This is a genomic window from Streptomyces sp. NPDC048507 (genome assembly GCF_043199995.1).
Lineage (GTDB): Bacteria > Actinomycetota > Actinomycetes > Streptomycetales > Streptomycetaceae > Streptomyces.
Window position 1 is genome coordinate 127780 of the sequence record NZ_JBICWZ010000001.1, and the last position, 26957, is coordinate 154736.

Sequence of the window (26957 nt, forward strand, 5' to 3'; positions counted from 1 at the left end):
GGTGAGGTCGGTGCATTGGACACGTACCAGTCGACGAGCGAGGTGCCCGATCCGCCGGCGGCGGCCGTCGGGTACGCGGGCGTGCTGCGCGAGCTGCTGCCCATCGCCCTGTGGCGGGAGGACGCCGACGGCCGCGTCGTCGAATGGTCGCTCGCCGCCCAGGACCTGCTCGGCCACCCGCCCGAGGACATCCTCGGACGGCCCGGCGCCGCCGTGCTCGTCCCCGACGCCAACCGCGAACTCGCCGAGGACCTGACCCGCCGCGTCCAGGCGGGGGAGACCGTCGTCGGGACCCTGCCCGTGCGCCACCGCGACGGCCACCAGGTGGTCATGGAGATGTGGATCGTGCCCGCCGCCGACCCGCAGGGCCGGCCCGGTGCCATGCTCATCGCCGTCGAGACGTCCGAGGTCCTGCACATGCGGGACTCCCTCGCCGCCCTGCAGAGCCTGTTCACGCAGTCCCCGATCGGCCTCGCCACCCTCGGCCCCGACCTGCGCTTCCTGCGGGTCAACGACGCCCTCGCCCGGATGAACGGCGTCCCCGCCGCCGACCACCTCGGCAAACGCCTCACCGAGGTCGTCCCCGGTGTCAACGCCGACGCGCTGGAGGCCACCATGCGCCGGGTGCTGGAGTGCGGAAAGGCCGTCGTGGACATCCGCCGCACCGGCCGCACCCCCTCCGACCCCGACCACGACCACACCTGGTCCTGTTCCTACGCCCCGCTCCTCGACGGCAGCGGCCGCCCCCTGGGCCTGATCGCCTCCCTGATCGACATCACCGAGGGCCAGCGGGCCCTGCTGGAGGCCGAACGCGCCCGCTCCCGCTTCGCCGTCCTCGCCGAGGCGGGCACCCGCATCGGCACCACCCTGGACCTGCGCCAGACCGCCCAGGAGATCGTCGACCTGCTGGTGCCGCAGCTCGCGGACTCGGCCGACGTACAGCTCCTCGAAACGGTCCTCGAACCGGACGAGGCGGGCGTCTCCGGCCACGGCCTGCTGCGCCGCCTCGCCGCCGCCTTCCCCGACCCCTTCGCCCCCACCTCCCGGCTCAAGGTCGGCCAGACCCTGCGGATCCCGGCCGGGACCGCCTACGAACGGGTCATCGCCGACGGCCTCCCGATGAACCTGTTCCGCGCCGACATCCCCGCCCTGGTCACCGACCCCCGGGCCGGCGCCCTGCGCGCCTACCTCGCCACCCTCGGCTGCGCCCGCATGGTGCCCCTGGTCGCCCGCGGCAAGGTCCTCGGCGCCGTCGCCGTGACCCGGCTGCGCGGCCGGGAGGCCTTCGACGACCAGGACTGCGTCCTCATCGACGAGCTCGTCAACCGCGCCGCCCTCAACATCGACAACGCCCGGATGTACACCACCCAGCGCCGGGCCGCCCTCACCCTCCAGCGCAGCCTCTCCAACAGCGCCCTGCCCGAGGTCCCCGGCCTCGAACTCACCGGCCGCTACCTGCCCGCCAGCGACCACGACGTCGGCGGCGACTGGTTCGACGTCATCCAGCTGCCCGGCGGCCGCACCGGCCTGGTCATCGGCGACGTGATGGGCCACGGCATCCACGCGGCCGCCGTCATGGGACAGCTGCGCACCGCCGTGCGCACCCTCGCCCGCCACGACGTGCCGCCCGACCGGATGCTCGGCTCCCTGGACGCCGTCGTCGCCGACCTCGGCGAGGACGAGATGGCCACCTGCGTCTACGCCGTCCACGACCCGGCCGCCGGCGGCTGCCTCATCGCCCGCGCCGGACACCCGCCGCCCGCCGTGGCCGGCCCCGACGGCACCGTCACCTTCCTGCACGCCCCGCCCGGGACCCCGCTGGGCACCGGCGGCCGGGACTTCCGCACCGAGGAGGTCCCCCTGCCGCCGGGCAGCCTGCTCGCCCTCTACACCGACGGCCTCATCGAAACCCGCGACCGGGACCTCGACGAGGGCATGGGACGCCTCGCGCGGGCCCTGGGGCAGGTCAAGGAGCCCCTGGAGGAACTCTGCGAGGGCATCCTGGCCGGACTGCTCCCCGCGGCCCCCCAGGACGACGTGGCGGTCCTGCTGGCCCGTACCCGTCCGCTCTGACCCCCGGCCCCGCGCCGGGAGCCCGGCACGGTCACCAGGCCAGGTCCTCCAGCGCGTCCAGGTCCACCACCGCCGGCGCCGGCTCGCCGCCCCCGGCCGGGGACAGCTCCGCCCAGATGACCTTGCCGCGCTCCGTGTAGCGCGTCCCCCACCGTTCGGCGTACTGCGCGACGAGGAACAGCCCGCGGCCGCCCTCGTCCGTCGTGGCGGCGTACCGCAGGTGCGGGGAGGTGCTGCTGCCGTCGGACACCTCGCAGATCAGGTTCCGGTCGTGCAGCAGCCGGACCCGGATCGGCGCGTTCCCGTACCGGATGGCATTGGTGGTCAGCTCGCTGAGCACCAGCTCGGCGGAGAAGGAGACCTCCTCCAGCCCCCACGCGACCAGCTGAGCCGCCGCCTCCCGGCGCACCCGGGAGACGGCCACCGGATCGCCGGGCACCTCCCACTCGGCGATCCGCGACGGCTCCAGCCGCCGGGTGTCGGCGACCAGCAGCGCGATGTCGTCGCTCGGCGACGGGAACAGCAGCGCGTCCAGCACGTCCGAGCAGGCCTCGTCCGGGCTGCGGCCCGGCCGCGCCAGGGTCTCGCCGAGGAGCGCCAGGCCGGTGTCGAACTCCCGGTCGCGGTCCTCCAGCAGCCCGTCGGTGAACAGCACCAGCCGGCTCCCCTCGGACAGCCGCAGCGTGGCCGCCTCGAAGGGCATGCCGCCCACCCCGAGGGGGAGCCCCGTCGGCAGCGCGGGGAACTCCACCCGCCCGTCGGCGTGCACCAGGGCGGGCCCGGGGTGCCCGGCGCTGGCCATGGCGCACACTCCGGAGACCGGGTCGTAGACGGCGTACAGGCAGGTGGCGCCGGTGATCCCGGCGGTGTCCTCGACCTCCTGGCCCTCGGGATCCCCGGGGCCGGGCTCGGCGCTCTCCATCTGGTCGATCCGGTCGATCAGCTCGTCCAGGTGCCCCAGCAGCTCGTCGGGCGGCATGTCCAGCGTCGAGAAGTTGTGCACGGCCGTGCGCAGCCGGCCCATCGTGGCCGCCGCGTGCACGCCGTGCCCCACCACGTCGCCCACCACCAGCGCCACCCGGGCCCCCGGCAGCGGGATCACGTCGAACCAGTCGCCGCCCACCCCGGCCTTCGCGGGCAGGTAGCGGAAGGCCACGTCCACCGCGCTGACCTCCGGCAGCACCCGGGGCAGCAGGCTGCGCTGGAGCGTCACCGCGGTGGCGTGCTCCCGGGTGTAGCGGCGGGCGTTGTCGATCGAGACGGCCGCCCGGGCCCCCAGCTCCTCGGCGAAGGACAGGTCTTCCTCGTCGAAGGCCTCGGGGGTGTCGGCGGCCCGCCAGAAGTTGGCCATGCCGAGGACCACGCCGCGCGCCTGGAGCGGTACGGAGATCAGCGAGTGCAGCCCGTAGTCCAGGGCCACCCGGGTCCCGTCGGCGTCCTGGGCCCGCCAGCCCATGGCGGCGTTGAGGTCGGGGGCGAGCACCCCGCGCCCGGCGTCCAGGGCCGCTGACATCGGGGCCGTCGGCACCACGAACCGGATCAGGTCCCCGACCGGCTGGAGCGGCTGGTCGGAGCGCACCCCGGTCATCGCCGCCCGGCGCATCGAGGTGTGCATCCCGGGGGCCGGCGTGGGCTCGTCCCCGCGCAGCACCGGCTCCAGCAGCTCGACGGTGACGAAGTCCGCGAACCGGGGGACCGCCACCTCCGACAGCTCCTCGGCGGTGCGCACCACGTCCAGGGTGGTGCCGATCCGCACCCCGGCGTCGTAGAGGAGCTGGAGGCGCTCCCGGGCCACCTCGGCGCGGCCGGACAGCGACGCGAGCTCGGTGGTGTCGCGCAGGGTCATGACGCTGCCCGAGGGCCGGCCGCCGAAGGCCTTGGTGGGCCGGACGTTGACCGCCAGCAGCCGGTCGCCCGCGAGGTGGACCTCGTCGGTGGCGACCCGGCCGGAGACCAGCAGCTCGGTCATGCCCGGATCCAGGCCCAGGTCGCCCACGTGGCGCTGCTCGGCGTCGGACGGCAGGTCCAGCAGCCGGCGGGCCTCGTCGTTGGCGAGCAGCAGCCGGTGGCCGGCGTCGACGATGAGCACGCCCTCGCGGACCGCGTGCAGCACCGCCTCGTGGTGTTCGTTCATCCGGGCCATCTCGGTGGGCCCCAGCCCCCGCGTCTGGCGCCGCAGCCGCCGGCTGACCAGGGCCGCGCCGCCCGTGCCCAGGAGCAGGGCGCCGGCGGCGGAGCCGAGCAGCAGCGGGAGCTGGCCGCGCAGCGCCTGGCCGACGTTCTGCACCTCGATGCCGGTCGAGACCAGCCCGACGACCGCCCCCCGGTCGTCGCGTACGGGGACCACGGCGCGCACCGCGTCACTGGGCTTGCCCGTGAAGACCTCCGTGAACGGCTGGCCGGCGAGCGCCCGGGCGAGGTCGCCCGTGGTGCGCTGGCCGATCAGATCGGGCCGGGAGTCGGTGTAGCGGACTCCGTCCCTGGACAGGACGGCGATGAAGTCGACGCCCGAGGCCCGGCGGGCGCCCTCGGCCCGGGACTGCAGGGCCGCGGTCGGGTCGGCGGAGGCCAGTGCGGCGGGCAGGCCGGGGGCGTGGGCGAAGGCCTCGGCGGCGGCCAGCGAGCGGTGGCGGGCGTCCTGCTGGCTGTCGTAACGGGCCTGGAAGACCAGGGCCAGGGTGGCGGCCGTGATCAGCACCAGCACGATGACCGCTTCGAGCGCGAAGACCTGCCCGGCGAGACTGCGCCGGGCCAGCGAAAGGCGCGCGAGCAGGCTCACCGGCCGCGCTTCCCCGCTTCGACCCGAACGTCCGGTCATGAGCCCTTTCTAACACTGTCGCCGCCCGCAGGGGCGGTGGCGGATGCGGCGCCCGCCGCCAGGCGGTACGCGCGCGGGCTCACGCCGACGTGCGCGGCGAAGTGCTGGCGGAAGGTGACCTCGCTGGCGAACCCGGCCCGACGGGCCACTTCGGGCACCGGGTGATCGGTGCGCTCCAGCAGTCTGCGGGCCGCGTCCAGACGGTGGCCGAGCAGCCATCGGTGCGGGGTGGTGCCGGTGGCCGCCGCGAAGTGCCGGGCGAAGGAGCGCGGGGACATGCCCGCCCAGCGGGCCAGCGTGGGCACGTCCAGCGGCTCGTGCAGCCGGCGCAGCGCCTGCTCCCGTACGGCGGCCAGCGCCTCGGCGGTCCGGTCCGCCGCGGGGGTGGGCCGGTCCAGGTACTGGGCGTGGTTCCCGGTGCGGAAGGGGCCGGTGACCATCGAGCGGGCGATGGCGGCGGCCGCCTCCGCGCCGTGGGCCTCGCGCACCAGGTGCAGGCACAGGTCGATCCCGGAGGCCACCCCGGCGGAGGTCCACAGCCCGTCGTCCTCCACGTAGAGCGGGGCTTCCTCGACCAGCACCCGCGGGTAGCGGGCGGCGAGCTGCGGGGCGAGCCACCAGTGGGTGACGGCGCGCCGCCCGTCCAGCAGCCCGGCTTCCGCGAGGACGAAGGCCCCCGCGCACAGGGCGGCCACCGGCACCCCGCGGGCGTGCGCCGCCCGCAGCGCGGCCAGGACCGGCCCGGGGGTCGGGTCGGCGGGATCGGCCAGGGCCGGTACGACGACCAGGTCGGCGACGCTGAGCCAGTCGAGGCCCCGGTCGGGGGCGAGGGTCAGCCCGCCGGGCAGGGCGATCGGTCCGGGCTCCAGGGCGCAGCGGCGCAGTTCGAAGGGGGGCACCCCGCTGCGGCTCCGGTCCGGTCCCCAGACCTCGGTGATGACGGCGAGGTCGAAGCTCCGGATCCCGGGCTGGGCCACGATCGCGACGCGGTGCATGCCGCCACTCTGCCAGAACCGCATCCGGACTGACTGCCATACTGGCAGGATCCCATCGCTTCGGGTCTCCGGAGCCCCTGGGGCGCATCCCGCCCCGCGGCCACGATGGAGCCATGAACGAGCACGCGATCGAGATCGCCCCCGACAGCGCCCTGATCGTCATCGACGTCCAGAAGGGCTTCGACGACGCCTCCTTCTGGGGCCCGCGCAACAACCCGGCCGCCGAGGAGAACATCGCCGCGCTGATGGACGCCTGGCACGCGTCGGACCGTCCCGTCGTCCTCGTCCGGCACGCTTCGGTGCGCCCCGGCTCCGTCCTGGCGCCGGACGGGCCGGGCCACGCCTTCAAGCACCTCGTGGAGGAACGCCGGGGGGACGCCCCGGTCATCACCAAGACCGTCAACTCGGCCTTCTACGGCACCCCCGACCTGGCCGAATGGCTGACCGCCCGCGGCATCGGCCAGCTGGTCGTCATCGGGATCCAGACCAACATGTGCGTCGAGACGACCGCCCGTATGGCCGGGAACCTCGGCTACGACGTCCTCGTCCCGCTCGACGCCACCCACACCTTCGACCTCGCGGGCCCGGCGGGGCTGTCCCTGACCGCCGACGAGCTGGCCACCGCCACCGCCGTCAACCTCCAGGGCGGCGGCTTCGCCCGGGTGGTGACCACGGCGGCCCTGCTCGCCGCCTCCCGCGCCCGGCCGTAGGCACCCCGGACGCCCGGAAAAGGCCGGGGCCCGGCGCCCCCGTGGTGGGGGCGCCGGGCCTCGGCCGTACCGGCAAGCGTGCGTGCGTACGTGCGGGACTCAGAGCACGTCGGCGGCGATGTTCTCCGCGACCCGCTCCAGCAGCGGTCCCGCGTTCGGGATGGACTTGGCCGGGTCGGGCTCCAGGTCCGTCAGCGGGTACGCCTTGCGGATGCCGGCGGCCTCCAGGGCCGCCTGGTCCAGCAGCAGACGGCCGCAGACCGCCACGACCGGCTTGCCCGCCGCCCGTGCCGCGGCCGCCACGCCCGCCGGGGCCTTGCCGTGCAGGGTCTGCTCGTCCAGCGACCCCTCACCCGTGATCACCAGCGTGGCGCGCTCCAGCGCCGGGGCGAAGCCCAGCACCTCCAGCATCAGCTCGATGCCGGGCCGGAACGTGGCCCCGAGCAGCAGCGCGCCGTATCCGATGCCGCCCGCCCCGCCCGCGCCCGGCAGCACCGCGCACTCGGCGGCCTTCGGGCCGACCGACTTCTCCAGCACCACCGCGAAGTGAGCCAGCGCCGCGTCGAGCGTCGCCACGTCCTCGGGCGAGGCGCCCTTCTGCGGGCCGTAGACCGCGGGCGCGCCCTTGGGGCCCGTCAGCGGGTTGTCCACATCGCTGGCCAGGACGAACTCCACCTCCGCGAAGCGGGGGTCGATCCCGGTCAGGTCGGCCGAGGCCAGCGCGGCCAGCGCGCCGCCGCCTGGGCCGACGGGTTCGCCGTCCGCGTCCAGGAAGACCGCGCCCAGCGCCGCCAGCATGCCCGCGCCGCCGTCGGTGGTGGCGCTGCCGCCCACGCCGAAGACGATCGAGCGCGCGCCCGCGTCCAGCGCGGCCTTGAGCAGCTCGCCGGAGCCGTACGTGGTCGCCGTCAGCGCGGCGAAGGTACCCGCCGGCAGCAGCTGGAGCCCGGAGGCCTCCGCCATCTCGACCACCGCGGTGCCCTCGCGCAGTGCGAAGGCGGCCGTGACCTGGTCGCCGAGGGGTCCGGTGACCCGTACCTCCCGGCGTTCGAAACCGGCCGCGACGGCGGCCGCGACCGTACCGTCGCCGCCGTCCGCGACGGGGAGGGTCTCGATCTCCACGCCGGGTACGGCCTTGCGGAGCCCGGCCGTCACCCGCTCCGCGACCTGAACGGCCGTGAGCGAGCCCTTGAATTTGTCCGCGGCGATGAGCACGCGCGCGGTCTCAGTTACTGCTCCGTCCGTCACCTTGCTAATCCCTTGCTATCGAACAGTGCAGTCGCGCCCCCATGAGCCTATCCGGAGGATCCTCCTATGCCCATGGGTGGCCTGGGCCACACCCGGCGCGCCATGCCCCTAAATAGGCATATACGTCTGCATAGTGTGGCCGCATGAGCACGGATTCGCTGGAACAGTCACCTCCACATCCCCCGGGAGGGGGGCGGGACGGCCAGGTGGACGGCACGCCCGACCACACCGTCGTCACCATCGGGGTGATCGCCGTGCTGGCCGTCGTCGCCTGGGCGGCCCTGGGCAAGGACTCCTTCGACACCGCGACCGGCACGGCCCTCGCCTGGGTGCTGAACAACTTCGCCTGGCTGTTCGTGATCGCCGCCGACGTGTTCCTCGTCATGTGCGTGGTCCTCGCCGTCAGCCGCTTCGGCCGGATCCGGCTCGGCGCCGACGACTCCGAACCCGAGTTCACCAACCTCGCGTGGATCGCGATGATGTTCAGCGCCGGCATGGGCATCGGCCTGATGTTCTACGGCGTGGGCGAACCGCTGACCCACTTCCTGAACCCGCCGCCCGCTTCCGGTGCCGCCCCGGGCACCGGCGGGGCCGCGCTCGCGGCCATGGAGTACTCGTTCTTCCACTGGACGCTCACCCCCTGGGCCATCTACGGCATCGCCGGACTCGCCCTCGCCTACGCGACCTTCCGCAAGGGCCGCGGCAACCGCCTCAGTTCCGCCTTCGTCCCGCTGATCGGGCAGGAGCGGGCCGACGGCCCGGCCGGCAAGGCCATCGACCTGCTCGCCGTCTTCGCCACCGTCTTCGGCACCGCCACCAGCCTCGGCCTCGGCGCCCTCCAGGTCTCCAAGGGCCTCAGCATCACCACCGGAGTCGAGGACTCCACCAGCGTCGAGCTGATCATCATCGGCTCGCTGTCCGCCGCCTTCGTGCTCTCCGCCTTCTCCGGCCTGCACAAGGGCGTCAAGTGGCTGAGCACCATCAACATCGTCCTCGCCGCCGTCCTGATGCTCTTCGTCTTCGTGCTCGGCCCCACCGTCTACGTCCTGGACGTGATCCCCTCCAGCGTCGGCGGCTACCTGCACGAACTGCTGCCCATGGCCAGCCGCACCGGCGCGTTCACCGACAGCGCCTGGCTGGGCGCCTGGACCATCTTCTACTGGGCGTGGTGGCTGTCCTGGGCCCCCTTCGTCGGCACCTTCATCGCCCGGATCTCCCGCGGCCGCACCATCCGCGAGTTCCTCATCGGCGTCCTGCTGGTGCCCAGCGGCGCGACCGTCGTCTGGTTCTGCGTCATGGGCGGCACCGCCATCCGCCTGCAGTCCACGGGCGCCGCCGACCTCGCCGTCAAGATCAAGGAGGGCACCGAGGCCTCGCTCTTCGCGATGCTCGACGCGCTCCCGCTCGGCACCGTCACCTCCTGGGTGGCGATGATCCTGGTCATGACGTACTTCGTCACCAGCGCCGACTCCGCCTCCCTGGTCATGGGCTCGCTCACCAGCCGGGGCTCGCTGAACCCGCCGACCTGGCTCGTCGTCACCTGGGGCGTCCTGATGGCCGCCGTGGCCGCCGTCCTGCTCGTCGCGGGCGGCCTGCAGTCCCTCCAGACCGCCACCATCCTGGTCGCGCTGCCCTTCGTCATCGTCATGCTCGTACTGTGCTGGGCCCTGGTGACGGAACTGCGCGAGGACCCCGGCGCCGGGCCCGCCCGTCACCACGCCCACCACGGACTGCGCGACGCCGTCAAGGCGATGGTCGGCGACGCCATCACCGAGCAGGGCACCGCCCGCCACCCCCGGCTGCGGCGCGTCGCCGAGTCCAGGGGACGCGACCGCGAGGACGACGGCCGCCCCCCGGAGGGATGATCGCGGGGCCGCCCGCCGCCCCGGCCCGGGCGGCCGGTTAGGGTGGCCGCGTGACCACCACCGATGACTACGCCGACTACATCGCGAGCCTGCCTCGGGTGCTGGCCGGCGCGGCCGCCCTCTTCCGCGACGCGCGGGGCCGCGTCCTGCTGGTCGAGCCCAACTACCGCGAGGGCTGGGCCCTGCCGGGCGGCACCGTCGAGTCCGACCGCGACGAGTCCCCGCGCACCGCGGCCCGCCGCGAGAGCGCCGAGGAGATCGGCCTCGACCTCCCCCTCGGCCGGCTCCTCGCCGTCGACTGGAGCCTGGGCGCCGGCCGCCCGCCGATGGTGGCCTACCTCTACGACGGCGGCGTCCTCGACGCCGCCCGGCTCGACTCCATCGTGCTCCAGGAGGAGGAACTCCTCTCCTGGCGGCTCGTCGAGCCCGCCCGGCTCCCCGAGTACCTCCTCGGCTCGCTCGGCCTGCGCACCCAGGAGGCCTGCCGCGTCCTGGAATCCGGCGAGGGCACCGTGGAACTGGAGAACGGCCGCCGCCCCGACCCCGCGTAAGACCCCGGCAGGGCCGGGGGGTTCATCACGTCGCCCACTGCGAGCAGGACAGAATCAGCAGATGATCACGATGTACGCCTGGCCCAGCACGGCCGACGGTCCCGACGCCCTCCCCATGGTCCACTTCACCACCGAGCAGCAGTCCGGGGGCGAGGTCACCGAAGAGGGCACCCCGGTCTGGCTGTTCGACACCGCGATACGCGAAGGGGGCTGGTCCCCCTTCGAGGACTTCGAGGGCTGGTCCGCCCCCGCCGAGGGCTGGCAGGCCTTCTACCGCCGCGAGGACGACCTCCTCGCCGTCACCGGCCCCGGCGCCTGCGAAGGCTGGTACCAGGGCCGTCTCGGCGCCGACGGGGACTGGGTGACGGCGGCCGCCGCCCAGCAGAGCGTGGTCCTGCTCGCCGCGCCCGTCCAGCACCCGTCCCTCTACGCCTACGCGGTGGAGGCGGGAGCGGGATTCGCGCTCCTGGTCCCCCTCGCCGTGATCTGACCGGCGGGGGTCCGCCCCGGCTCCCGTTCCAGCTCCAGCAGCCGCACCTTGCGGTCCAGGCCGCCGCCGTAGCCCGTCATCGCGCCCGAGGCACCGATGACGCGGTGGCACGGCACGATGATGCTGACCGGGTTCTTCCCGTTGGCCAGGCCCACGGCCCGCGAGGCGTTCGGATTGCCCAGCTCCGCCGCCAGCCTGCCGTAGGACCAGGTCTCCCCGTACGGGATCCGCTGGAGCTGCGCCCAGACGCTGCGCTGGAAGGGCGTGCCCTCCAGGCGGACCGGGACCGTGAACCGCGTCAGCTCGCCGCCGAAGTACGCGGTCAGCTCCCGCACGACCGCGGCGAAGGGCTCCTCGCCCGCCGGGACGCGCTCCCCGAAGGTCTCCTCGCCCGGCTTGTGCCGGTGCTCGCTCATGTACAGGGCGCTGAGCACCCCGTCGGTGGCCACGAGTGTCAGCGGCCCCAGCGGGCTGTCGACGACGGTGTGGGTTTTGCTGTTCATTGCTTCGCTCCTCAGACGGGGAGGTGGTTGATGGCGTGGTCCTCGGTGGCCCACAGGTACTGCACGGCGTACGCCCGCCAGGGCCGCCAGCCGGCCGCGCGGGCGGTCAGGGCGGCCGGGGTGGACGGCAGTCCCAGCCCCTGGGCGGCCCGCCGGACCCCCAGGTCGGACGGCAGGAACGCGTCGGGGTCGCCCAGTGCCCGCATCGCGATGATCCCGGTGGTCCACGGTCCGAAGCCGGGCAGCGCGTCCAGCCGGGCGCGGGCCTCCTCCCAGTCGCTGTCGATGCCCAGCGGCAGGGAACCGTCCGCCAGCGCCGCGACCAGGGTCGTCAGCGTCGTACGGCGGCTGCGCGGCATCGCCAGCGCCCCGGGGTCCAGGGCGGCCAGGGCGGCGGGGCTCGGGAAGAGATGCGTCAGACCGCCGTGGGGATCCTCCACGGGCTCCCCGTACGCGCTCACCAGGCGGGCCGCGTGCGTGCGCGCGGCCGCGGTGGACACCTGCTGCCCCAGCACCGCCCGGACGGCGAACTCCGCCGCGTCCACGGTACGGGGGACCCGGCGCCCGGGAGCCTTGTCCACGAGCGGGGCCAGCAACGGATCGGTGCGCAGCCGGCCGTCCACGGCCTCCGGGTCGGCGTCCAGGTCGAGCATCCACCGGCAGCGGCTGATGGCGATGGTCAGGTCCCGCAGGTCGGTCAGGGCCAGCCGGCAGCCGATGTGCTCGGGGCCCGGCGTGAGCGTGACCACGCCGGTGCCGTACGGGAGCCTCAGCGTCCGCCGGTAGGCCCCGTCCCGCCACTCCTCGACCCCGGGCACGGCGGTCGCCGCCAGGTGCCCGAAGAGGTTGTCGGGGTTGAGCGGGGCCCGGAAGGGCAGCCGCAGGCTGATCATCCCGGGCACCCGGGGCTCGCGCCGCCCGGCCCTCGCCGCCCGGGCGCGCAGCTCGCCGGGGGTCAGCGCGAAGACCTCGCGCACGGTCTCGTTGAAGCTGCGGATGGAGGCGAACCCGGCGGCGAAGGCGACGTCGCCCATGGGCAGCTCGGAGGTCTCGATCAGCACCCGGGCGGTCTGCGCGCGCTGGGCCCGGGCCAGGGCCAGCGGTCCGGCGCCCAGCTCGGCGCCGAGCTGCCGCTCGACCTGCCGCGCCGAGTACCCCAGCCGGGCGGCCAGGCCCGGCACGCCCTCGCGGTCGACGACCCCGTCCTGGATGAGCCGCATCGCCCGGGCGACGGCGTCGGCGCGCGCGTTCCACTCGGGGGAGCCGGGGCTGGTGTCCGGCCGGCACCGCTTGCAGGCCCGGTACCCGGCCTGCTGGCAGGCGGCGGCACTGGGCAGGAAGCTCATGTTCTCGACCTTGGGGGGCACGGCCGGACAGCTGGGCCGGCAGTAGATCCCGGTGGTCCGCACCGCGGTGAAGAACCACCCGTCGAAACGGGCGTCCTTCGACTGCACGGCCCTGACGCAGCGATCGGTGTCGGTGTACATGCGTCCAGCTTCCCGTTCCGGCCCGGCCCGGGCTGGCGGTTTTCCGACATCAAGCCTAGCGCGGGGCCGGTCCGGGCCCCTCCGGTGATGCGCGAAGGCCCCGGACGCCTGGGGCGTCCGGGGCCTTCGCGGGTGGCGGGGCGGCAGCGTTACGGCAGCTGCGCCGCCCGCGCCTCCCGCCGGTTGTGGCGGAACGTGTTCGCGCGACGGGTCGTCGCGAACAGCGGGATGGTCGCCGCGAGGGCGATCTGGAGCGCGCAGCCCGTCTGGAGGAGGAGCTGCCCGCCGGGCGCGTCGAACGCCCAGGCCGCCAGCAGCCCCATCGCCCCGACGATCCAGCTGAGCATCGCCGCCGCGAGGACACCCCGCGGCTTGGGGTACTCGACCCGGCTCACCATCAGCCAGGCCACGCCGACGATCGCCAGCAGGGTCGGGATGAACGGCAGCTCCAGCAGGACGATGGAGACCACCGTCAGGGCTCCGAAGGGGCTCGGCATGCCCTGGAACATGCCGTCCTTCATCGTCACGCAGCTGAATCTCGCCAGGCGCAGGACCACGGCCAGCAGCACCACGATCGCCGCGAGCGCCGACATCTTCTGGACCGCGTCGTCGGCGACCATGCCGTAGACGAGGACGAAGTACGCGGGCGCCAGACCGAAGCTGATCAGGTCGGACAGGTTGTCCAGCTCCGCACCCATCGGCGAGCTGCGCAGCTTGCGGGCCACGATGCCGTCGAAGAGGTCGAAGACGGCGGCGAGCAGCATCAGTATCACTGCCGTCGCCGCGCTGCTGCGGGCCATGCCCGATTCGCCGCTGCCGGTGAGGTGCGGGATGAGGATCCCGGTGGTGGTGAAGTACACCGCCATGAATCCACAGGTGGCGTTGCCGAGGGTGAGGGTGTCCGCTATCGACAGCCGCAGTGACAGCGGCATGTCGTCCTCCGCGGACTCCTCCTCGGCGGACTCGGGCACCCAGCCGGCGGCCGGAGTCTCAGGGTCAGTCACGGTCAATTCGGGTCACCCCCGCGGTGGTGGCCTGTCCGACCTCGACCGCGACCTCGACGCCCTCGGGGAGGTAGATGTCGACGCGCGAGCCGAAGCGGATCAGACCGATGCGTTCGCCCTGCTCCACCTTGGTGCCGGCCGGCAGGTACGGGACGATGCGACGCGCGACGGCACCGGCGATCTGCACCATCTCGATGTCGCCGAGCTCGGTGTCGAAGTGCCAGACGACGCGCTCGTTGTTCTCGCTCTCCTTGTTGAACGCCGGGACGAACCCGCCGGGGATGTGCTCCACGGACGTCACCGTGCCGGCCAGCGGCGCGCGGTTGACGTGGACGTTCAGCGGGCTCATGAAGATCGCGACCCGGGTCCGCCCGTCCTTCCACGGCATGATGCTCTGCACCACACCGTCGGCGGGGGAGATGACCCGGCCCTGGGTGATCTCACGCTCGGGGTCGCGGAAGAACCACAGCATGCCCGCCGCGAGCGCGGTGGTGGGCACGGCCACTGCCGCCCAGCGTCCGGACTTGCGGGCCCGGGTGAGGCTGAGCGCCGCGGTGGCGACGGTCGGCAGGAGCCACGGCGATGCTCCGCGTGCGAGACGTCCACCGAGGATGCCGACGCGAGGTGCAGAGGTTTGGCTGTGGGGCATGGATGACCTTCGTAGCGGGTGGTTGCCGCGCCGTAAACGGGGGGACGGGACGGCGGCTTTACTGGAATGCTATCGGTTGCGCGCAACAACTGGGCAAGCCAGAAGCCGAGTCGATGGCCCGTAACCAGTGACTGGCAGTGACCCCGCGGCGGAAAACCAATGGATGATTCGCCGCAAAAGGGACTTTCAGCCCTGGAGCCGGTACTCCTCCAGCAGGCGTCGCCCGATGATCATTTTCTGGATCTCGGCGGTACCTTCACCGATCAGCAGCATCGGCGCCTCCCGGTAGAGCCGCTCGATCTCGTACTCCTTCGAGAAGCCGTAGCCACCGTGGATACGGAACGCGTCCTCGACGACCTCCTTGCAGTATTCGGAGGCGAGGTACTTCGCCATCCCCGCTTCGAGGTCGTTTCGTTCCCCGGAGTCCTTTTTGCGTGCTGCATTGACCATCATCGCATGGGCGGCTTCGACCTTGGTAGCCATCTCGGCCAGCTTGAACTGGATGGCCTGGTGCTCGGCGATGGCCTTGCCGAAAGTATGACGTTGCTGGGCATAGGAGACACCCAGCTCGAACGCACGCTGAGCGACGCCACAGCCACGGGCCGCCACGTTCACCCGGCCGACCTCGACCCCGTCCATCATTTGGTAAAACCCTCGGCCGGTCTGGCCTCCGAGGACACGATTGGCCGGAATGCGCAGTCCGTCCATGATGAGCTCGGTCGTGTCGACGCCCTTGTAGCCCATCTTGTCGATCTTGCCCGGGATCGTCAGGCCCGGACGGACCTCCCCGAAGCCGGGCTCCTTCTCCACGAGGAACGTGGTCATCGACTTGTGGGGCGCGGTGCCCTCGGGGTGTCCTTCGTCACTTCGGACCAGAACGGCCACCAGGGTGGAGGTGCCGCCGTTCGTCAGCCACATCTTCTGGCCGTTCAGGACGTACTCGTCACCGTCCTTCACCGCCTTGGACGTGATGGCCGACACGTCCGAGCCCAGACCCGGCTCGGACATCGAGAACGCGCCCCGGACCTCGCCCAGGGCCATCCGCGGCAGGAAGTGGTCCTTCTGCTCCTGCGTGCCGTGCTGCTTGAGCATGTACGCCACGATGAAGTGCGTGTTGATGATGCCCGAGACGGACATCCAGCCCCGCGCTATCTCCTCGACGCACAGCGCGTAGGTGAGCAACGACTCACCCAGACCGCCGTACTCCTCGGGGATCATCAGGCCGAACAGGCCGAGCTCCTTGAGGCCGTCGACGATCTGCTGCGGGTACTCGTCGCGGTGCTCCAGCTCGGTCGCGACCGGGATGATCTCCTTGTCGACGAACTGCCGGACGGTCTTGAGGATCTCCCGCTGGTCGTCCGTGAGGCCTGCGGTCTGGGCGAGTCGGGCCATGGCTACTTCCCCTGTTCCTTCAGCTGGGGCCGGCCGGGCTGCTCGCCGCCGCGCTCCTCGATGTACGTCTGCGTCGGGACCATCACCTTGCGCCGGAAGACGCAGACGACGGTGCCGTCCTGCTTGTAGCCCTTGGTCTCCACGTAGACGATCCCGCGGTCGTCCTTCGACTTCGACGGGGTCTTGTCGAGGACCGTGGTCTCGCCGTAGAGGGTGTCGCCGTGGAAGGTCGGCGCCACGTGCCGCAGCGACTCGATCTCCAGGTTGGCGATGGCCTTCCCCGACACGTCGGGGACGGACATGCCCAGCAGGAGCGAGTAGACGTAGTTGCCCACGACCACGTTCTTGCCGAAGTCGGTGGTGTTCTCGGCGTAGTTGCTGTCCATGTGGAGCGGGTGGTGGTTCATGGTCAGCAGACAGAAGAGGTGGTCGTCGTACTCGGTGACCGTCTTCCCGGGCCAGTGCTTGTAGACGGCCCCGACCTCGAACTCTTCGTACGTGCGTCCGAACTGCATGGTGCTCAGGGCCCTTCTAGTTGGCGGGGATCTCGAACTTGCTGGTGCGCTGCATGCCGGCGGCCCGCCCCTTGCCCGCGATGACCAGGGCCATCTTGCGGCTGGCCTCGTCGATCATCTCGTCGCCGAGCATCGCCGAGCCCTTCTTGCCGCCCGCCTCGGAGGTGCACCAGTCGTAGGCGTCCAGGATCAGCTCGGAGTGGTCGTAGTCCTCCTGCGAGGGGGAGAAGACCTCGTTCGCTGCGTCGACCTGACCGGGGTGCAGGACCCACTTGCCGTCGAAGCCGAGGGCGGCGGCGCGGCCCGCGACCTCGCGGTAGCCGTCGACGTTCTTGATCTGGAGGAAGGGGCCGTCGATCGCCTGGAGGTTGTGGGTGCGCGCGGCCATCAGGATGCGCATCAGGATGTAGTGGTAGGCGTCCGCGCCGTAGCCGGGCGGCTGCATGCCCACGACCAGGGACTTCATGTTGATGGAGGCCATGAAGTCGGCCGGGCCGAAGATGATGGTCTCCAGCCGGGGCGAGGCGGCGGCGATCTCGTCGACGTTCACCAGGCCCTTGGCGTTCTCGATCTGCGCCTCGATGCCGATCTTGCCGACCTCGAAGCCCATGGTCTTCTCGATCTGGGTCAGCAGCAGGTCCAGGGCCACGACCTGCTGGGCGTCCTGGACCTTCGGCAGCATGATGCAGTCGAGGTTGTGGCCCGCGCCCTCGACGACCGTGATGACGTCGCGGTAGGTCCAGTGGGTCGTCCAGTCGTTGACGCGGACCACCCGGGTCTTGCCCGTCCAGTCGCCGTTGTTCAGCGCGTCCACGATCGTGTGGCGGGCGCCCTCCTTGGCGAGCGGGGCGCAGGCGTCCTCCAGGTCGAGGAAGACCTGGTCGGCGGGCAGCCCCTGGGCCTTCTCCAGGAACCGGGGGTTGGAACCCGGCACCGCGAGGCAGGAACGGCGCGGGCGCAGCCGGTTGACCGGGGAAGTGGGCGTGGTCATGCGGGGACCTCCGTGCTGTCCGGGATGTCGAGTGGTTCGAGCTTGTTGGCCTTGCGGATCTCGTCGACGATACGTCCGATGATCTCCGTGATGCCGAAGTCCTTGGGGGTGAAGACGGCGGCGACCCCGGCCGCCTTCAGCGTCACGGCGTCGGCGTTCGGAATGATGCCCCCGACGATGACCGGGATGTCACCCGCCCCCGCGGTGCGCAGGCGTTCCAGTACGTCCGGGACGAGCGCGCTGTGCGAACCGGACAGGATGGACAGTCCCACGCAGTGCACGTCCTCGGCCAGTGCCGCCGAGGAGATCTCCTCGGGCGTCAGCCGGATGCCCTGGTAGACCACCTCGAAGCCGGCGTCGCGGGCCCGGACGGCGATCTGCTCGGCGCCGTTGGAGTGGCCGTCCAGGCCGGGCTTGCCGACCAGCAGGCGCAGCCGGCCCGAGCCGAGCTCGTCGGCCGTACGGGAGACCTTGGTGCGGACGAGGGCCATGGGGGTGCCCTCCTCGGCGGTGACCGCGACGGGGGCCGAGGAGACCCCGGTCGGGGCGCGGAACTCACCGAACACCTCGCGCAGCGCGTTGGCCCACTCGCCGGTGGTGACGCCGGCCCTGGCGCACTCCAGGGTGGCCTCCATGAGGTTCTCGGTGCCCGCGGCGGCGTCCTTGAGCCGGTCCAGCGCCTGGCCGACGGTCGGGAAGACGAACGGGTCGCCGCCCCCCTGCCGGTCCGAGGACTCCTGCCGCTCGGCGCGCCACCGCCCGATGCGCTCCACGGTCAGCGCCTCGACGGCCGCATCGACCGTCATGATGGCGCCGTCCAGGTCGGCGGTGAGCGGGTTCTCCTCGGTCTGCTGGAAGCAGTTGACACCGACGATCTTGTCCTCGCCGGCCTCGATCCGGGCGCGCCGCTCGGCGTGCGAGGAGACCAGCTGGGACTTCAGGTAGCCGGACTCGACGGCGGCCATCGCGCCGCCCATCTCCTGGATCCGGTCGATCTCGGCCAGGCACTCCCGGACCAGGGACTCGACCTTGGCCTCGATGACGTGCGAGCCCGCGAAGATGTCCTCGTACTCCAGCAGGTCGCTCTCGTGCGCCAGGACCTGCTGGATGCGCAGCGACCACTGCTGGTCCCACGGCCGGGGCAGGCCCAGCGCCTCGTTCCAGGCGGGCAGCTGCACCGCGCGGGCGCGGGCGTCCTTGGAGAGGGTGACCGCCAGCATCTCCAGGACGATCCGCTGGACGTTGTTCTCCGGCTGCGCTTCGGTCAGCCCCAGGGAGTTGACCTGGACGCCGTAGCGGAAGCGGCGCTGCTTGTCGTTCTCGATGCCGTAGCGCTCGCGGGTGATCGTGTCCCAGATGCGTCCGAAGGCGCGCATCTTGCACATCTCCTCGACGAAGCGGACGCCCGCGTTCACGAAGAAGGAGATGCGGGCGACGACCTCGCCGAAGCGTTCCTCGGGCACCTGGCCCGAGTCGCGCACCGAGTCGAGGACGGCGATCGCGGTGGACATCGCGTACGCGATCTCCTGGACCGGGGTGGCCCCGGCCTCCTGGAGGTGGTACGAGCAGATGTTGATCGGGTTCCACTTCGGGATGTGGCTGACCGTGTACGCGATCATGTCCGTCGTCAGGCGGAGCGAGGGCCCGGGCGGGAAGACGTGCGTCCCGCGCGAGAGGTACTCCTTGACGATGTCGTTCTGGGTGGTGCCCTGGAGCAGGGAGACGTCCGCCCCCTGCTCCTCGGCGGCCACCTGGTAGAGCGCCAGCAGCCACATGGCGGTGGCGTTGATCGTCATCGAGGTGTTCATCTGCTCCAGGGGGATGTCCTGGAACAGCCTCCGCATGTCACCCAGGTGGGAGACCGGAACCCCGACCCGGCCGACCTCGCCGCGGGCGAGGACGTGGTCGGGGTCGTAGCCCGTCTGCGTCGGCAGGTCGAAGGCGACGGACAGGCCGGTCTGGCCCTTGGCGAGGTTGCGGCGGTACAGCTCGTTGGACGCCTCGGCCGTGGAGTGGCCGGCGTACGTCCGCATGAGCCACGGCCTGTCCTTCTGGCGCTCTGTCATCTCAGGCGATCCTTCGCGGACTTCAGATGTTGCGGAACCGGTTGATGGCGTCGAGGTGCGTCGCGCGCATCTCGTGGTCGCGGACGCCCAGGCCCTCCTCGGGGGCGAGCGCGAGGACGCCGACCTTGCCCTGGTGGAGGTTGCGGTGGACGTCGTAGGCGGCCTGGCCGGTCTCTTCCAGGGAGTAGACCTTCGACAGGGTGGGGTGGATCTTGCCCTTCGAGATCAGGCGGTTGGCCTCCCACGCCTCGCGGTAGTTGGCGAAGTGCGAGCCGATGATGCGCTTGAGGGACATCCACAGGTAGCGGTTGTCGTACTCGTGCATGTAGCCCGAGGTCGAGGCGCAGGTGGTGATGGTGCCGCCCTTGCGGGTGACGTACACGGAGGCGCCGAAGGTCTCGCGGCCGGGGTGCTCGAAGACGATGTCGATGTCCTCGCCGCCGGTCAGCTCGCGGATGCGCTTGCCGAAGCGCTTCCACTCCTTGGGGTCCTGGGTGTGCTCGTCCTTCCAGAACCTGTAGCCCTCGGCGCTGCGGTCGATGATCGCGGTCGCGCCCATGGCCCGGCAGATGTCGGCCTTCTGCGCGCTGGAGACCACGCAGATCGGGTTGGCGCCGCCCGCCAGCGCGAACTGGGTGGCGTACGAGCCGAGGCCGCCGCTGGCGCCCCAGATGAGGACGTTGTCGCCCTGCTTCATGCCGGCGCCGTTGCGGGAGACCAGCTGGCGGTAGGCGGTGGAGTTGACCAGGCCGGGGGAGGCGGCCTCCTCCCAGCTCAGGTGGCCGGGCTTGGGCATCAGCTGGTTGGACTTGACGAGCGCGATCTCGGCCAGGCCGCCGAAGTTGGTCTCGAAGCCCCAGATGCGCTGCTCGGGGTCGAGCATCGTGTCGTTGTGGCCGTCGGAGGACTCCAGCTCGACCGAGAGGCAGTGCGCGACGACCTCGTCGCCGGGCTGCCAGGCGTTGACGCCCGGGCCGGTGCGCAGCACGACGCCCGCGAGGTCGGAGCCGATCACGTGGTAGGGGAGGTCGTGGCGCTTGGTGAGGTCGCTGAGCTTGCCGTAGCGCTCCAGGAAGCTGAAGGTCGACACCGGCTCGAAGATCGACGTCCACACCGAGTTGTAGTTGACCGAGGAGGCCATGACGGCCACCAGGGCCTCGCCCGGGCCCAGTTCGGGGACCGGGACCTGGTCCAGGTGCAGGGACTTGCGCGGGTCCTTCTCGCGGGTGGTGAGCCCGGCGAACATCTCCGCCTCGTCCTTGTGCACGGTGACCGCGCGGTACGAGTCGGGGAGCGGCAGGGCCGCGAAGTCGTCGGTGGTGGCGGCCTGCGACTGGATCGCGTCCAGGATGTCCTTCACGGTGTTGCCTCCGGCGATGCGCTGATGAGGGTGCGCTGAGGGATACGCGTCGTGCGTGGGAGCTGGTGTGGGTGCTGCGGTGCCGTCGGTCCGGCGGGGCTGTGGTGCTGTGGCGCACCCGTGGTGGGGTGCGGTGGCCTGGTGACGCAGGCATCCGGGGCGCGTTCCGTGCCGAGTGGGCGTGGGCCGCGGGGACATCCGGACGAGATTCAACGTATGGCACCCGGTGTCACTCGACAAGGCACCCCGTGCCAAAAGTTTCTCTCATTTGCCGATTGACCTGCGCAGATGAGCGATGATCGATCAGAGTTACCGGCGAGTAGGGGCAACCCGGACAAACGACAGCGGCCGCCCCCGGACGGGAGCGGCCGCTGTGACGAGCAGTGGTCGTTACTTCTTGTTGCGCAGTGCCTCTTCGATGGTGCGCATGACCTGGTCCAGCGGGGCGTCGGTCCGCGCCACGGCGACCAGCACCTCGCCCTCGGTCCGCACGGCCGCCCGCGGCGGCAGCTGCGCCGCCGCCGCGTCGCCGCCGGCGCCGAGCGTACGGCCCGCCCCGATCCCGGAGCCGAAGGTCTGGCGGACGATCGAGAAGGCGTGGTCGAGCTGCGCCTCCACGTCCCCCTGCCCGCCCGCCCGCAGCCAGCGCCGCAGCACGTGGTTGTGGGCGGTCACCACCGCCGAGGCGGCCACCTCGGCCAGCAGCGGGTCGTCGTTGCCGTCGTGGTGGTCCTGCTCGTCGAAATGGGCCAGCAGGTAGCGCGTGAACAGCCGCTCGTAGCGGGCCACCGAGGCGATCTCCCGCTCGCGCAGCGCCGGCACCTCGCGGGTCAGCCGGTAGCGCTCCACCGACACCGCCGGGGAGGCGGCGTACATCTTCATGACTTCCTTGATCCCCCGGCACACCGTGTCCAGCGGGTGCTCGTGCGCCGGTGCCACGTCCAGGACCGCCTCGGCGCGGGTCAGGGTGTCGTCGTGGTCCGGGAAGATCGCCTCTTCCTTGGAACGGAAGTGACGGAAGAAGGTCCGGCGCGCCACTCCGGCGGTCGCCGCGATCTCGTCGACCGTCGTCGCCTCGTACCCCTTGGTCGCGAAGAGCTCCATGGCCGCCGCGGCGAGCTCGCGGCGCATCTTGAGCCGCTGGGCGGCCGCCCGCGTACCGGCCGCGCTCTCCGTGGCATCGGTGGCGGAGGAGGCGCGGGGCGAGGTCTTGGCGGGCTGGGACATAGAGCGAAAGTACTTCATTCGCGCAGGGGAGCGCGCCTGCGGGGGGTCGCGGGGGGTCGGATGCGGGGGAGGGCCCGCACTGGGCCCGGGAGGGTTCGTCCGCCGTGAGGGTCCGGCGGACCCGAGCAGCCCTCCCCACGCATCCTGCTCGTGGGCCGCGCGATCGGGGTCGGTCCCCTTACCGGCGGGCGTACTCACGGAATCCGCGGCCGGTCTTCCGGCCCAGGCAGCCCGCCGCGACCAGGTGCTCCAGCAGCGGGGACGGGGCCAGGCCCGGATCGCGGAACTCCCGGTGGAGGACCTTCTCGATGGCGAGGGACACGTCCAGGCCGACGACGTCGAGGAGCTCGAAGGGGCCCATCGGGTACCCGCCGCCCAGCTTCATCGCCGCGTCGATGTCGTCGAGCGTCGCGTAGTGCTGCTCCACCATCTTGATGGCGTTGTTCAGGTACGGGAACAGCAGCGCGTTCACGATGAACCCCGCCCGGTCCCCGCAGTCCACCGGGTGCTTGCGGACCTTCGCGCAGACCTCGCGGACGGTGGCGTGGACGTCGTCCGCCGTCAGGACGGTCCGGACCACCTCGACCAGCTTCATGGCCGGCGCCGGATTGAAGAAGTGCATCCCGATCACGTCCTGCGGCCGGGCCGTGGCCCGTGCGACGGCGATCACCGGCAGTGAGGAGGTGGTGGTGGCCAGCACCGCGCCCGGCTTGCAGACCTTGTCCAGCCCCGCGAACAGCTCCTGCTTGACGGCCAGGTCCTCGGCGACGGCCTCCACGGCCAGGTCCACGTCGGCGAAGGCCTCCAGCGAACCCGCCGGGGTGATCCGGCCCAGGGTCAGTGCGGCCGCCTCCTCGGTCAGGCGGCCCTTGGACACCGCACGGCCCAAGGACTTCCCGATCGCGGCCTTCGCGGCCTCGGCCTTCTCCTGGCTGCGGGCGGCCAGCACCACCGCGTAGCCGGCCTGCGCGAAGACCTGGGCGATCCCGCTCGCCATGGTCCCCGAGCCGGCCACGCCGACGCCGGAGACCGGGCGGCCCGTACCCAGCAGGGAGCCGTCCAGCGGGGTCTGCAGGTCGCGGACGACCACGGAGCTGCCCGGCGCCTCGTACGTGTAGAAGCCGCGGCCCGACTTCTGCCCGGTCAGCCCGGCCTCCGCGAGGTGGCCGAGGATCGGCGCCGGGGCGTGCAGGCGGTCGCCGGAGGAGGCGTACATGGCCTCCAGCACGGTGCGCGCGGTGTCCACGCCGATCAGGTCCAGCAGCGCGAGCGGGCCCATCGGCAGGCCGCAGCCCAGCCGCATCGCCGCGTCGATGTCCTCGCGGGAGGCGTACTTGGCCTCGTACATCGCGGCGGCCTGGTTGAGGTAACCGAAGAGCAGGCCGTCGGCGACGAAGCCCGGCCGGTCGCCGACCGCCACGGGCTGCTTGCCCAGCTCGCGGGCCAGCGCGGTGACCGCCTCGACGGCCGGCGGGGCGGTGAGCACGCAGGAGACCACCTCGACGAGCTTCATCGCCGGGGCCGGGTTGAAGAAGTGCAGGCCCAGCACCCGCTCGGGGTGCCGCGATTCGGCGGCGAGCCGGGTCACCGACAGGGCGTTGGTGCCGGTCGCCAGGACCGTGTCGGGGCGCACGATCGCGTCGAGCTCGTCGAAGAGGCGGTGCTTGAGGTCGTAGTCCTCCGGGACCACCTCGATGACGAGGTCGGCGTCGGCGGCGGCACCGAGCTCGGTGAAGGTGCGGAAGCGGGCCAAGGCCGCCTCGCGCTCCTGCTCGGTGAGCCGGCCCCGGGCGACGGAACGGGCGGTGGCGGTGGCCAGGGCCGCGGCCGCCCGGCGGGCGGCGGCCTCGCTGACGTCGATGCCGATGACCTCGCGGCCGGCCCGGGCGAGGACCTCGGCGATGCCGGAGCCCATCGTGCCGAGGCCGACGACGGCGATGGTGCGGGGACTGCTGGACGGGGCGGACTGACCGGACGTGGACGGAAGGTCCATCGCGGGACTCCAGTGGAAGAGGGTGACGGCTGGGGCGCGGCGCGCGCGGTGCACGGGGCGCGGCCGCGGGCGGCGTGCGGTGCGAGCGCACGGCATGCCCGAAGGGGCGCGGAAAACGGCGGACCCTGTCCCGGGGCCACACCGTGGGAGAGGCAGCGCGAGCTGCCGCGGTACCTGGGGTACCGGACCGAACGGCACGGGGCGGCTGCGTCACCAGGCCGGTCCCGTACGTGTTGAAGGGAGAGTAACTCCTCGGTAACTGCTTGGCCAGAGCGGGGGAGATGTGACGTACGCCGCCCGCCCCCGGCGCGCACGGCCTAGGGTGGGCCCGTGAACGACGTGCTGGAGCGGCTGCGGGCCGAGGCTGACGGATCGCCGGAGTACGCGGACCTGTACCCGGAGCTGCTGGTGGCGGGCCCCGACGCGCTCGCCGCGTCGCTGACCTCGGCCGGCCGGCCCCTGTGGGCCCGCGAACTGGCCGCGTACCGGCTCGGGATGGCGGGGGACCGGCGTGCCTTCGAGCCGCTCGTCCTGCTGCTCAACCACCGCGACCCGCTTCGCTGCGAGGCCGCCGCGCAGGCCCTGGCCGTACTCGGGGACCCGCGCACCGCCCGCGCGGCGGCGGCCCTGGCGACGAACGGCCTGCGCACCGCCTACGCCCTGCACCCGGTGCGCCTCCTGGCCGCGCTGCGGGCCCCCGAGTCGGCCCCCGCCCTGATCGCGACCCTGTCGCGGCTGCTCGCGCCGCACGATCCGTACTGGCGGGTGGCCCTCGCCTGCGTCGAGGGGCTCGGGGCGCTGGCCGACCCGCGCGCCCGCGACGTCCTGGTCCGGGCGCAGTCCCACCCCCGGCTGGCGGTGGCCGCGACCGACGCCCTGGGCCGGCTGCTGGCGGGCCACCCGGACGCGTAGCCGCTCAGCCCTCCGGCGCCGGCGCGATGGCGAAGGCCTCCACCTCCAGGAGCAGTTCGGGCAGGAACAGGGCCGACACCTGCACCGCCGAGGAGGCCGGCAGCAGGTGCGGGGGCAGGAACGCGTCACGGACGGCCCGGATCTGCGGGAAGTGGGCCACGTCCGTGACGAAGTAGGTCAGCTTCACCACGTGTTCGAACCCCACCCCGGCCGCGTCCAGGCACCGGCGCAGGTTCTCGAACACCTGCCGGGTCTGGGCCGCCGCGTCGCCCGCGCCGACCACCCGGCCCTCCTCGTCCAGGGCGCACTGCCCGGACACCGCGATGAACCGGCCCGTCCCCCAGACGACGTGGTGGTAGCCGTAGCCGGGGGCGACCCCGTCCACCGCCGTGATCCGGGTGAGGCCGCCGTCGGCGTCGTACTCCGTAGTGGTCATGGACACGATCCTGCCCGGCAGGGGTCAGCCGCGGAACCCCAGCAGGCCGTGCAGGGCGGCGCCGCCGGCCGAGGGCGGCACCACCCGGGTCGCGGTGGCCGGCTTCGGCGCGGGCTGGGCGGGGCAGGAGGCGTCGGCAGCCAGACCCGTCCTCAGGTAGGCGGCGAGCTTCTCGTCCAGGCACTTGTTGCCGCTCAGGGCGACGCCGTGGTTGCCGCCGCCCTCCTCCCGCACCAGGGCCGAGCCGACCAGCCTGCGCTGCATGCTCACCGCGCCCTCGTACGGGGTGGCCGCGTCCTCGGTCGCCTGGAACAGCAGCGCCGGGGGCAGTTCGGCGTTCGTCACGTCCGGGGCGGCCAGCGGCTCCGTCTTCCAGAACGCGCACGGGGCGTTGTACCAGGCGTTGTTCCAGGTCATGAAGGGCGCCTTGGCGTGCGTGCGCCACATGTCGGCCCGCCACCGGTTCCAGTCCCGGGGCCAGGCCGAGTCCCGGCACTGCACCGCCGTGTACACGCTGTAGCTGTTGCCCGCCGAGGGCTCCACCGCCCCGAACCGCGCGTACGCGGCCACCAGCGGCGCGGGGTCCCGGCGCACCGCGTACGCCGAGAAGGCCTCGGCGAGGGCCGGCCAGTAGCCGTCGTAGTAGCCGCCTGGCATGTAGGTGTCCTCCAGCTCCGCCGGACCCACCTTGCCGCCCGCCGGGTCCGCGCGCAGCGCACCGCGCATCGCGTACCAGGCCGCCTCGACGCGGGCCGGGTCGGTGCCCAGGTGGTAGGTGGAGTCGTACCGGGCGACCCAGGCGAGGAAGGCCTTGTGGCGGGCGTCGAAGGCCCGGTCCTGGGCGAGGTTGTCCTCGTACCAGACCCCGCCCGGGTCGACCACGGAGTCCAGCACCAGGCGGTGCACCCGCTGCGGGTACAACCGGGCGTACACCGCGCCGAGGTAGGTCCCGTAGGAGTAGCCGAAGTAGCTGAGGCGTTCGGCGCCGAGCGCGGCGCGCAGCACCTCCAGGTCGCGGGCGGCGGACACCGTCCCCACGTACGGGAGGACGTCGGCGTGCCTGCTCTGGCAGGACTCGGCGAAGGACCGCACCCGCTCCAGGTTCGCCTGCTCGGTCGCCGTGTCGAGGGGTACGGAATCGGGCCGCACCGGCGTGAAGTGGCCGGCCCCGCAGTCCAGGGCGGGCTCGCTCTTGCCCACGCCCCGGGGGTCGAAGCCGATCACGTCGTACTGACCGGCCACGTCCTTGGGCAGGGTGGCGGCGACGAACCCGGCCAGGCCGCGCCCGCTGCCGCCCGGGCCGCCGGGGTTGACGAGCAGCGGGCCCTGGAAGGTGGCGGAGGTGTGCGGGACCCGGGTCAGGGCCAGCGAGATCTGCCGCCCGGCGGGGTGGTCGTGGTCGAGCGGGACCTTCAGGGAGGCGCACTGCAGCGTCGGGTAGCGGGGGGTCGCGCAGCCGGTCCAGGCGGGGGCGGCGGCGGGGGCGGCGGCGGGGGCGGCGGCCGGGGCGGCCGGGGCGGGCACCGGGGCCGCGGTGACGGGGCTCGCGAGGGCGGCGGCGACGGTGGAGAGCGACAGCAGGACGGCGGCGCGCTTCTTCAGGGGGTGGGGCACGGGGTGGAGCATGGGGCCTCCCAGCCGAGGGTTCTGGGCGGAATCGTCCCGGAAACCG

General features: G+C 72.7%; 22 protein-coding genes. 6 read left to right on the forward strand and 16 right to left on the reverse strand.

All coding sequences use genetic code 11. The features are described 5' to 3' along the window. Positions 1 to 15: 15 nt before the first annotated feature. Positions 16 to 2073 carry a SpoIIE family protein phosphatase gene (locus tag ACGFXC_RS00605; RefSeq protein WP_393708114.1) on the forward strand — a complete coding sequence of 686 codons (2058 nt, stop codon included), beginning with the start codon at positions 16 to 18 and terminating at the stop codon, positions 2071 to 2073. A 31-nt stretch (positions 2074 to 2104) separates the two neighbouring features. Here ACGFXC_RS00605 and ACGFXC_RS00610 read toward each other — a convergent pair whose 3' ends face one another. Further along, positions 2105 to 4891: a SpoIIE family protein phosphatase gene (locus ACGFXC_RS00610; protein ID WP_393708116.1), complete on the reverse strand. Its 2787-nt coding sequence runs from the start codon at positions 4889 to 4891 to the stop codon at positions 2105 to 2107. Then, on the reverse strand, positions 4888 to 5886 hold the full coding sequence (locus tag ACGFXC_RS00615; RefSeq protein ID WP_393708118.1) for a GlxA family transcriptional regulator: 999 nt from the start codon (positions 5884 to 5886) through the stop codon (positions 4888 to 4890). The genes ACGFXC_RS00610 and ACGFXC_RS00615 overlap by 4 nt, the downstream gene beginning before the upstream one ends. Positions 5887 to 5999: 113 nt before the next feature. Between ACGFXC_RS00615 and ACGFXC_RS00620 the strand changes: the two genes are divergently transcribed. Beyond that, on the forward strand, positions 6000 to 6596 hold the full coding sequence (locus ACGFXC_RS00620; protein ID WP_393708119.1) for a cysteine hydrolase family protein: 597 nt from the start codon (positions 6000 to 6002) through the stop codon (positions 6594 to 6596). Positions 6597 to 6695: 99 nt separating this feature from the next. Here ACGFXC_RS00620 and ACGFXC_RS00625 read toward each other — a convergent pair whose 3' ends face one another. Next, positions 6696 to 7844 carry a glycerate kinase gene (locus ACGFXC_RS00625; RefSeq protein WP_393708121.1) on the reverse strand — a complete coding sequence of 383 codons (1149 nt, stop codon included), beginning with the start codon at positions 7842 to 7844 and terminating at the stop codon, positions 6696 to 6698. A 143-nt stretch (positions 7845 to 7987) separates the two neighbouring features. Between ACGFXC_RS00625 and ACGFXC_RS00630 the strand changes: the two genes are divergently transcribed. The 3 genes from ACGFXC_RS00630 (at position 7988) to ACGFXC_RS00640 (ending at position 10750) form a co-directional block, all read left to right on the forward strand. Beyond that, a complete protein-coding gene (locus ACGFXC_RS00630) occupies positions 7988 to 9709 on the forward strand; it encodes a BCCT family transporter (RefSeq protein ID WP_393708122.1) in 1722 nt (573 codons plus the stop codon). 50 nt (positions 9710 to 9759) lie between these two features. Continuing rightward, positions 9760 to 10260, forward strand: coding sequence for an NUDIX domain-containing protein (locus ACGFXC_RS00635; protein ID WP_393708123.1), 501 nt, complete (start codon positions 9760 to 9762; stop codon positions 10258 to 10260). A gap of 61 nt (positions 10261 to 10321) precedes the next feature. Continuing rightward, positions 10322 to 10750: a hypothetical protein gene (locus ACGFXC_RS00640; protein ID WP_393708125.1), complete on the forward strand. Its 429-nt coding sequence runs from the start codon at positions 10322 to 10324 to the stop codon at positions 10748 to 10750. On the opposite strand, the gene ACGFXC_RS00645 is transcribed toward ACGFXC_RS00640, so the two are convergent. The 11 genes from ACGFXC_RS00645 to ACGFXC_RS00695 form a co-directional block, all read right to left on the reverse strand. Next, complete coding sequence (locus ACGFXC_RS00645; RefSeq protein WP_393708127.1) at positions 10693 to 11253, reverse strand: methylated-DNA--[protein]-cysteine S-methyltransferase; 561 nt, start codon at positions 11251 to 11253, stop codon at positions 10693 to 10695. The two genes, ACGFXC_RS00640 and ACGFXC_RS00645, sit on opposite strands and share 58 nt — an antisense overlap. Positions 11254 to 11264: 11 nt before the next feature. Continuing rightward, positions 11265 to 12740 (reverse strand): AlkA N-terminal domain-containing protein, encoded by a 1476-nt coding sequence (locus tag ACGFXC_RS00650; protein WP_393708129.1) that lies wholly within the window; start codon positions 12738 to 12740, stop codon positions 11265 to 11267. A 149-nt stretch (positions 12741 to 12889) separates the two neighbouring features. Next, positions 12890 to 13672, reverse strand: a complete 783-nt coding sequence (gene pssA, locus ACGFXC_RS00655; protein ID WP_393709555.1) for a CDP-diacylglycerol--serine O-phosphatidyltransferase — start codon at positions 13670 to 13672, stop codon at positions 12890 to 12892. Between the two features lie 64 nt (positions 13673 to 13736). Continuing rightward, the gene (locus tag ACGFXC_RS00660) at positions 13737 to 14393 is read right to left on the reverse strand and encodes a phosphatidylserine decarboxylase (RefSeq protein ID WP_030868027.1); all 657 of its coding nucleotides are present in this window, start codon (positions 14391 to 14393) and stop codon (positions 13737 to 13739) included. A 186-nt stretch (positions 14394 to 14579) separates the two neighbouring features. Continuing rightward, on the reverse strand, positions 14580 to 15785 hold the full coding sequence (locus ACGFXC_RS00665) for an acyl-CoA dehydrogenase family protein (protein WP_393708131.1): 1206 nt from the start codon (positions 15783 to 15785) through the stop codon (positions 14580 to 14582). A 2-nt stretch (positions 15786 to 15787) separates the two neighbouring features. Beyond that, on the reverse strand, positions 15788 to 16300 hold the full coding sequence (locus ACGFXC_RS00670) for a MaoC family dehydratase (protein ID WP_393708132.1): 513 nt from the start codon (positions 16298 to 16300) through the stop codon (positions 15788 to 15790). A 16-nt stretch (positions 16301 to 16316) separates the two neighbouring features. Beyond that, positions 16317 to 17291 (reverse strand): HpcH/HpaI aldolase/citrate lyase family protein, encoded by a 975-nt coding sequence (locus tag ACGFXC_RS00675; protein ID WP_393708134.1) that lies wholly within the window; start codon positions 17289 to 17291, stop codon positions 16317 to 16319. Beyond that, a complete protein-coding gene (locus tag ACGFXC_RS00680; protein ID WP_393708136.1) occupies positions 17288 to 19357 on the reverse strand; it encodes a protein meaA in 2070 nt (689 codons plus the stop codon). Before ACGFXC_RS00680 ends, ACGFXC_RS00675 begins: the two co-directional genes overlap by 4 nt. Positions 19358 to 19379: 22 nt before the next feature. Then, positions 19380 to 20717, reverse strand: coding sequence for a crotonyl-CoA carboxylase/reductase (gene ccrA, locus ACGFXC_RS00685; RefSeq protein WP_393708138.1), 1338 nt, complete (start codon positions 20715 to 20717; stop codon positions 19380 to 19382). Between the two features lie 390 nt (positions 20718 to 21107). Continuing rightward, positions 21108 to 21944, reverse strand: a complete 837-nt coding sequence (locus ACGFXC_RS00690; protein WP_393708140.1) for a TetR family transcriptional regulator — start codon at positions 21942 to 21944, stop codon at positions 21108 to 21110. A 178-nt stretch (positions 21945 to 22122) separates the two neighbouring features. After that, positions 22123 to 23937: a 3-hydroxyacyl-CoA dehydrogenase family protein gene (locus tag ACGFXC_RS00695; protein WP_393708141.1), complete on the reverse strand. Its 1815-nt coding sequence runs from the start codon at positions 23935 to 23937 to the stop codon at positions 22123 to 22125. Positions 23938 to 24267: 330 nt separating this feature from the next. On the opposite strand from ACGFXC_RS00695, the gene ACGFXC_RS00700 reads away from it, so the two are divergent. Beyond that, entirely contained in the window at positions 24268 to 24849 is a 582-nt protein-coding gene (locus ACGFXC_RS00700) for a HEAT repeat domain-containing protein (protein ID WP_393708142.1), read from the forward strand. A gap of 4 nt (positions 24850 to 24853) precedes the next feature. Here ACGFXC_RS00700 and ACGFXC_RS00705 read toward each other — a convergent pair whose 3' ends face one another. Both ACGFXC_RS00705 and ACGFXC_RS00710 read right to left on the reverse strand, forming a co-directional pair. Next, on the reverse strand, positions 24854 to 25285 hold the full coding sequence (locus ACGFXC_RS00705; RefSeq protein WP_393708144.1) for a RidA family protein: 432 nt from the start codon (positions 25283 to 25285) through the stop codon (positions 24854 to 24856). A gap of 24 nt (positions 25286 to 25309) precedes the next feature. Next, a complete protein-coding gene (locus ACGFXC_RS00710) occupies positions 25310 to 26911 on the reverse strand; it encodes an alpha/beta hydrolase (RefSeq protein WP_393708146.1) in 1602 nt (533 codons plus the stop codon). Positions 26912 to 26957: the final 46 nt, after the last annotated feature.

Coding starts and splice junctions, on each gene's coding strand:
- ACGFXC_RS00610 (WP_393708116.1), bottom strand. CDS start 4,891: ATGACCGGACGTTCGGGTCGAAGCGGGGAAGCGCGGCCGGTGAGCCTG.
- ACGFXC_RS00615 (WP_393708118.1), bottom strand. CDS start 5,886: ATGCACCGCGTCGCGATCGTGGCCCAGCCCGGGATCCGGAGCTTCGAC.
- ACGFXC_RS00620 (WP_393708119.1), top strand. CDS start 6,000: ATGAACGAGCACGCGATCGAGATCGCCCCCGACAGCGCCCTGATCGTC.
- ACGFXC_RS00630 (WP_393708122.1), top strand. CDS start 7,988: ATGAGCACGGATTCGCTGGAACAGTCACCTCCACATCCCCCGGGAGGG.
- ACGFXC_RS00640 (WP_393708125.1), top strand. CDS start 10,322: ATGATCACGATGTACGCCTGGCCCAGCACGGCCGACGGTCCCGACGCC.
- ACGFXC_RS00645 (WP_393708127.1), bottom strand. CDS start 11,253: ATGAACAGCAAAACCCACACCGTCGTCGACAGCCCGCTGGGGCCGCTG.
- ACGFXC_RS00650 (WP_393708129.1), bottom strand. CDS start 12,740: ATGTACACCGACACCGATCGCTGCGTCAGGGCCGTGCAGTCGAAGGAC.
- pssA (WP_393709555.1), bottom strand. CDS start 13,672: ATGCCGCTGTCACTGCGGCTGTCGATAGCGGACACCCTCACCCTCGGC.
- ACGFXC_RS00660 (WP_030868027.1), bottom strand. CDS start 14,393: ATGCCCCACAGCCAAACCTCTGCACCTCGCGTCGGCATCCTCGGTGGA.
- ACGFXC_RS00665 (WP_393708131.1), bottom strand. CDS start 15,785: ATGGCCCGACTCGCCCAGACCGCAGGCCTCACGGACGACCAGCGGGAG.
- ACGFXC_RS00670 (WP_393708132.1), bottom strand. CDS start 16,300: ATGCAGTTCGGACGCACGTACGAAGAGTTCGAGGTCGGGGCCGTCTAC.
- ACGFXC_RS00675 (WP_393708134.1), bottom strand. CDS start 17,291: ATGACCACGCCCACTTCCCCGGTCAACCGGCTGCGCCCGCGCCGTTCC.
- ACGFXC_RS00680 (WP_393708136.1), bottom strand. CDS start 19,357: ATGACAGAGCGCCAGAAGGACAGGCCGTGGCTCATGCGGACGTACGCC.
- ACGFXC_RS00690 (WP_393708140.1), bottom strand. CDS start 21,944: ATGTCCCAGCCCGCCAAGACCTCGCCCCGCGCCTCCTCCGCCACCGAT.
- ACGFXC_RS00695 (WP_393708141.1), bottom strand. CDS start 23,937: ATGGACCTTCCGTCCACGTCCGGTCAGTCCGCCCCGTCCAGCAGTCCC.
- ACGFXC_RS00705 (WP_393708144.1), bottom strand. CDS start 25,285: ATGACCACTACGGAGTACGACGCCGACGGCGGCCTCACCCGGATCACG.
- ACGFXC_RS00710 (WP_393708146.1), bottom strand. CDS start 26,911: ATGCTCCACCCCGTGCCCCACCCCCTGAAGAAGCGCGCCGCCGTCCTG.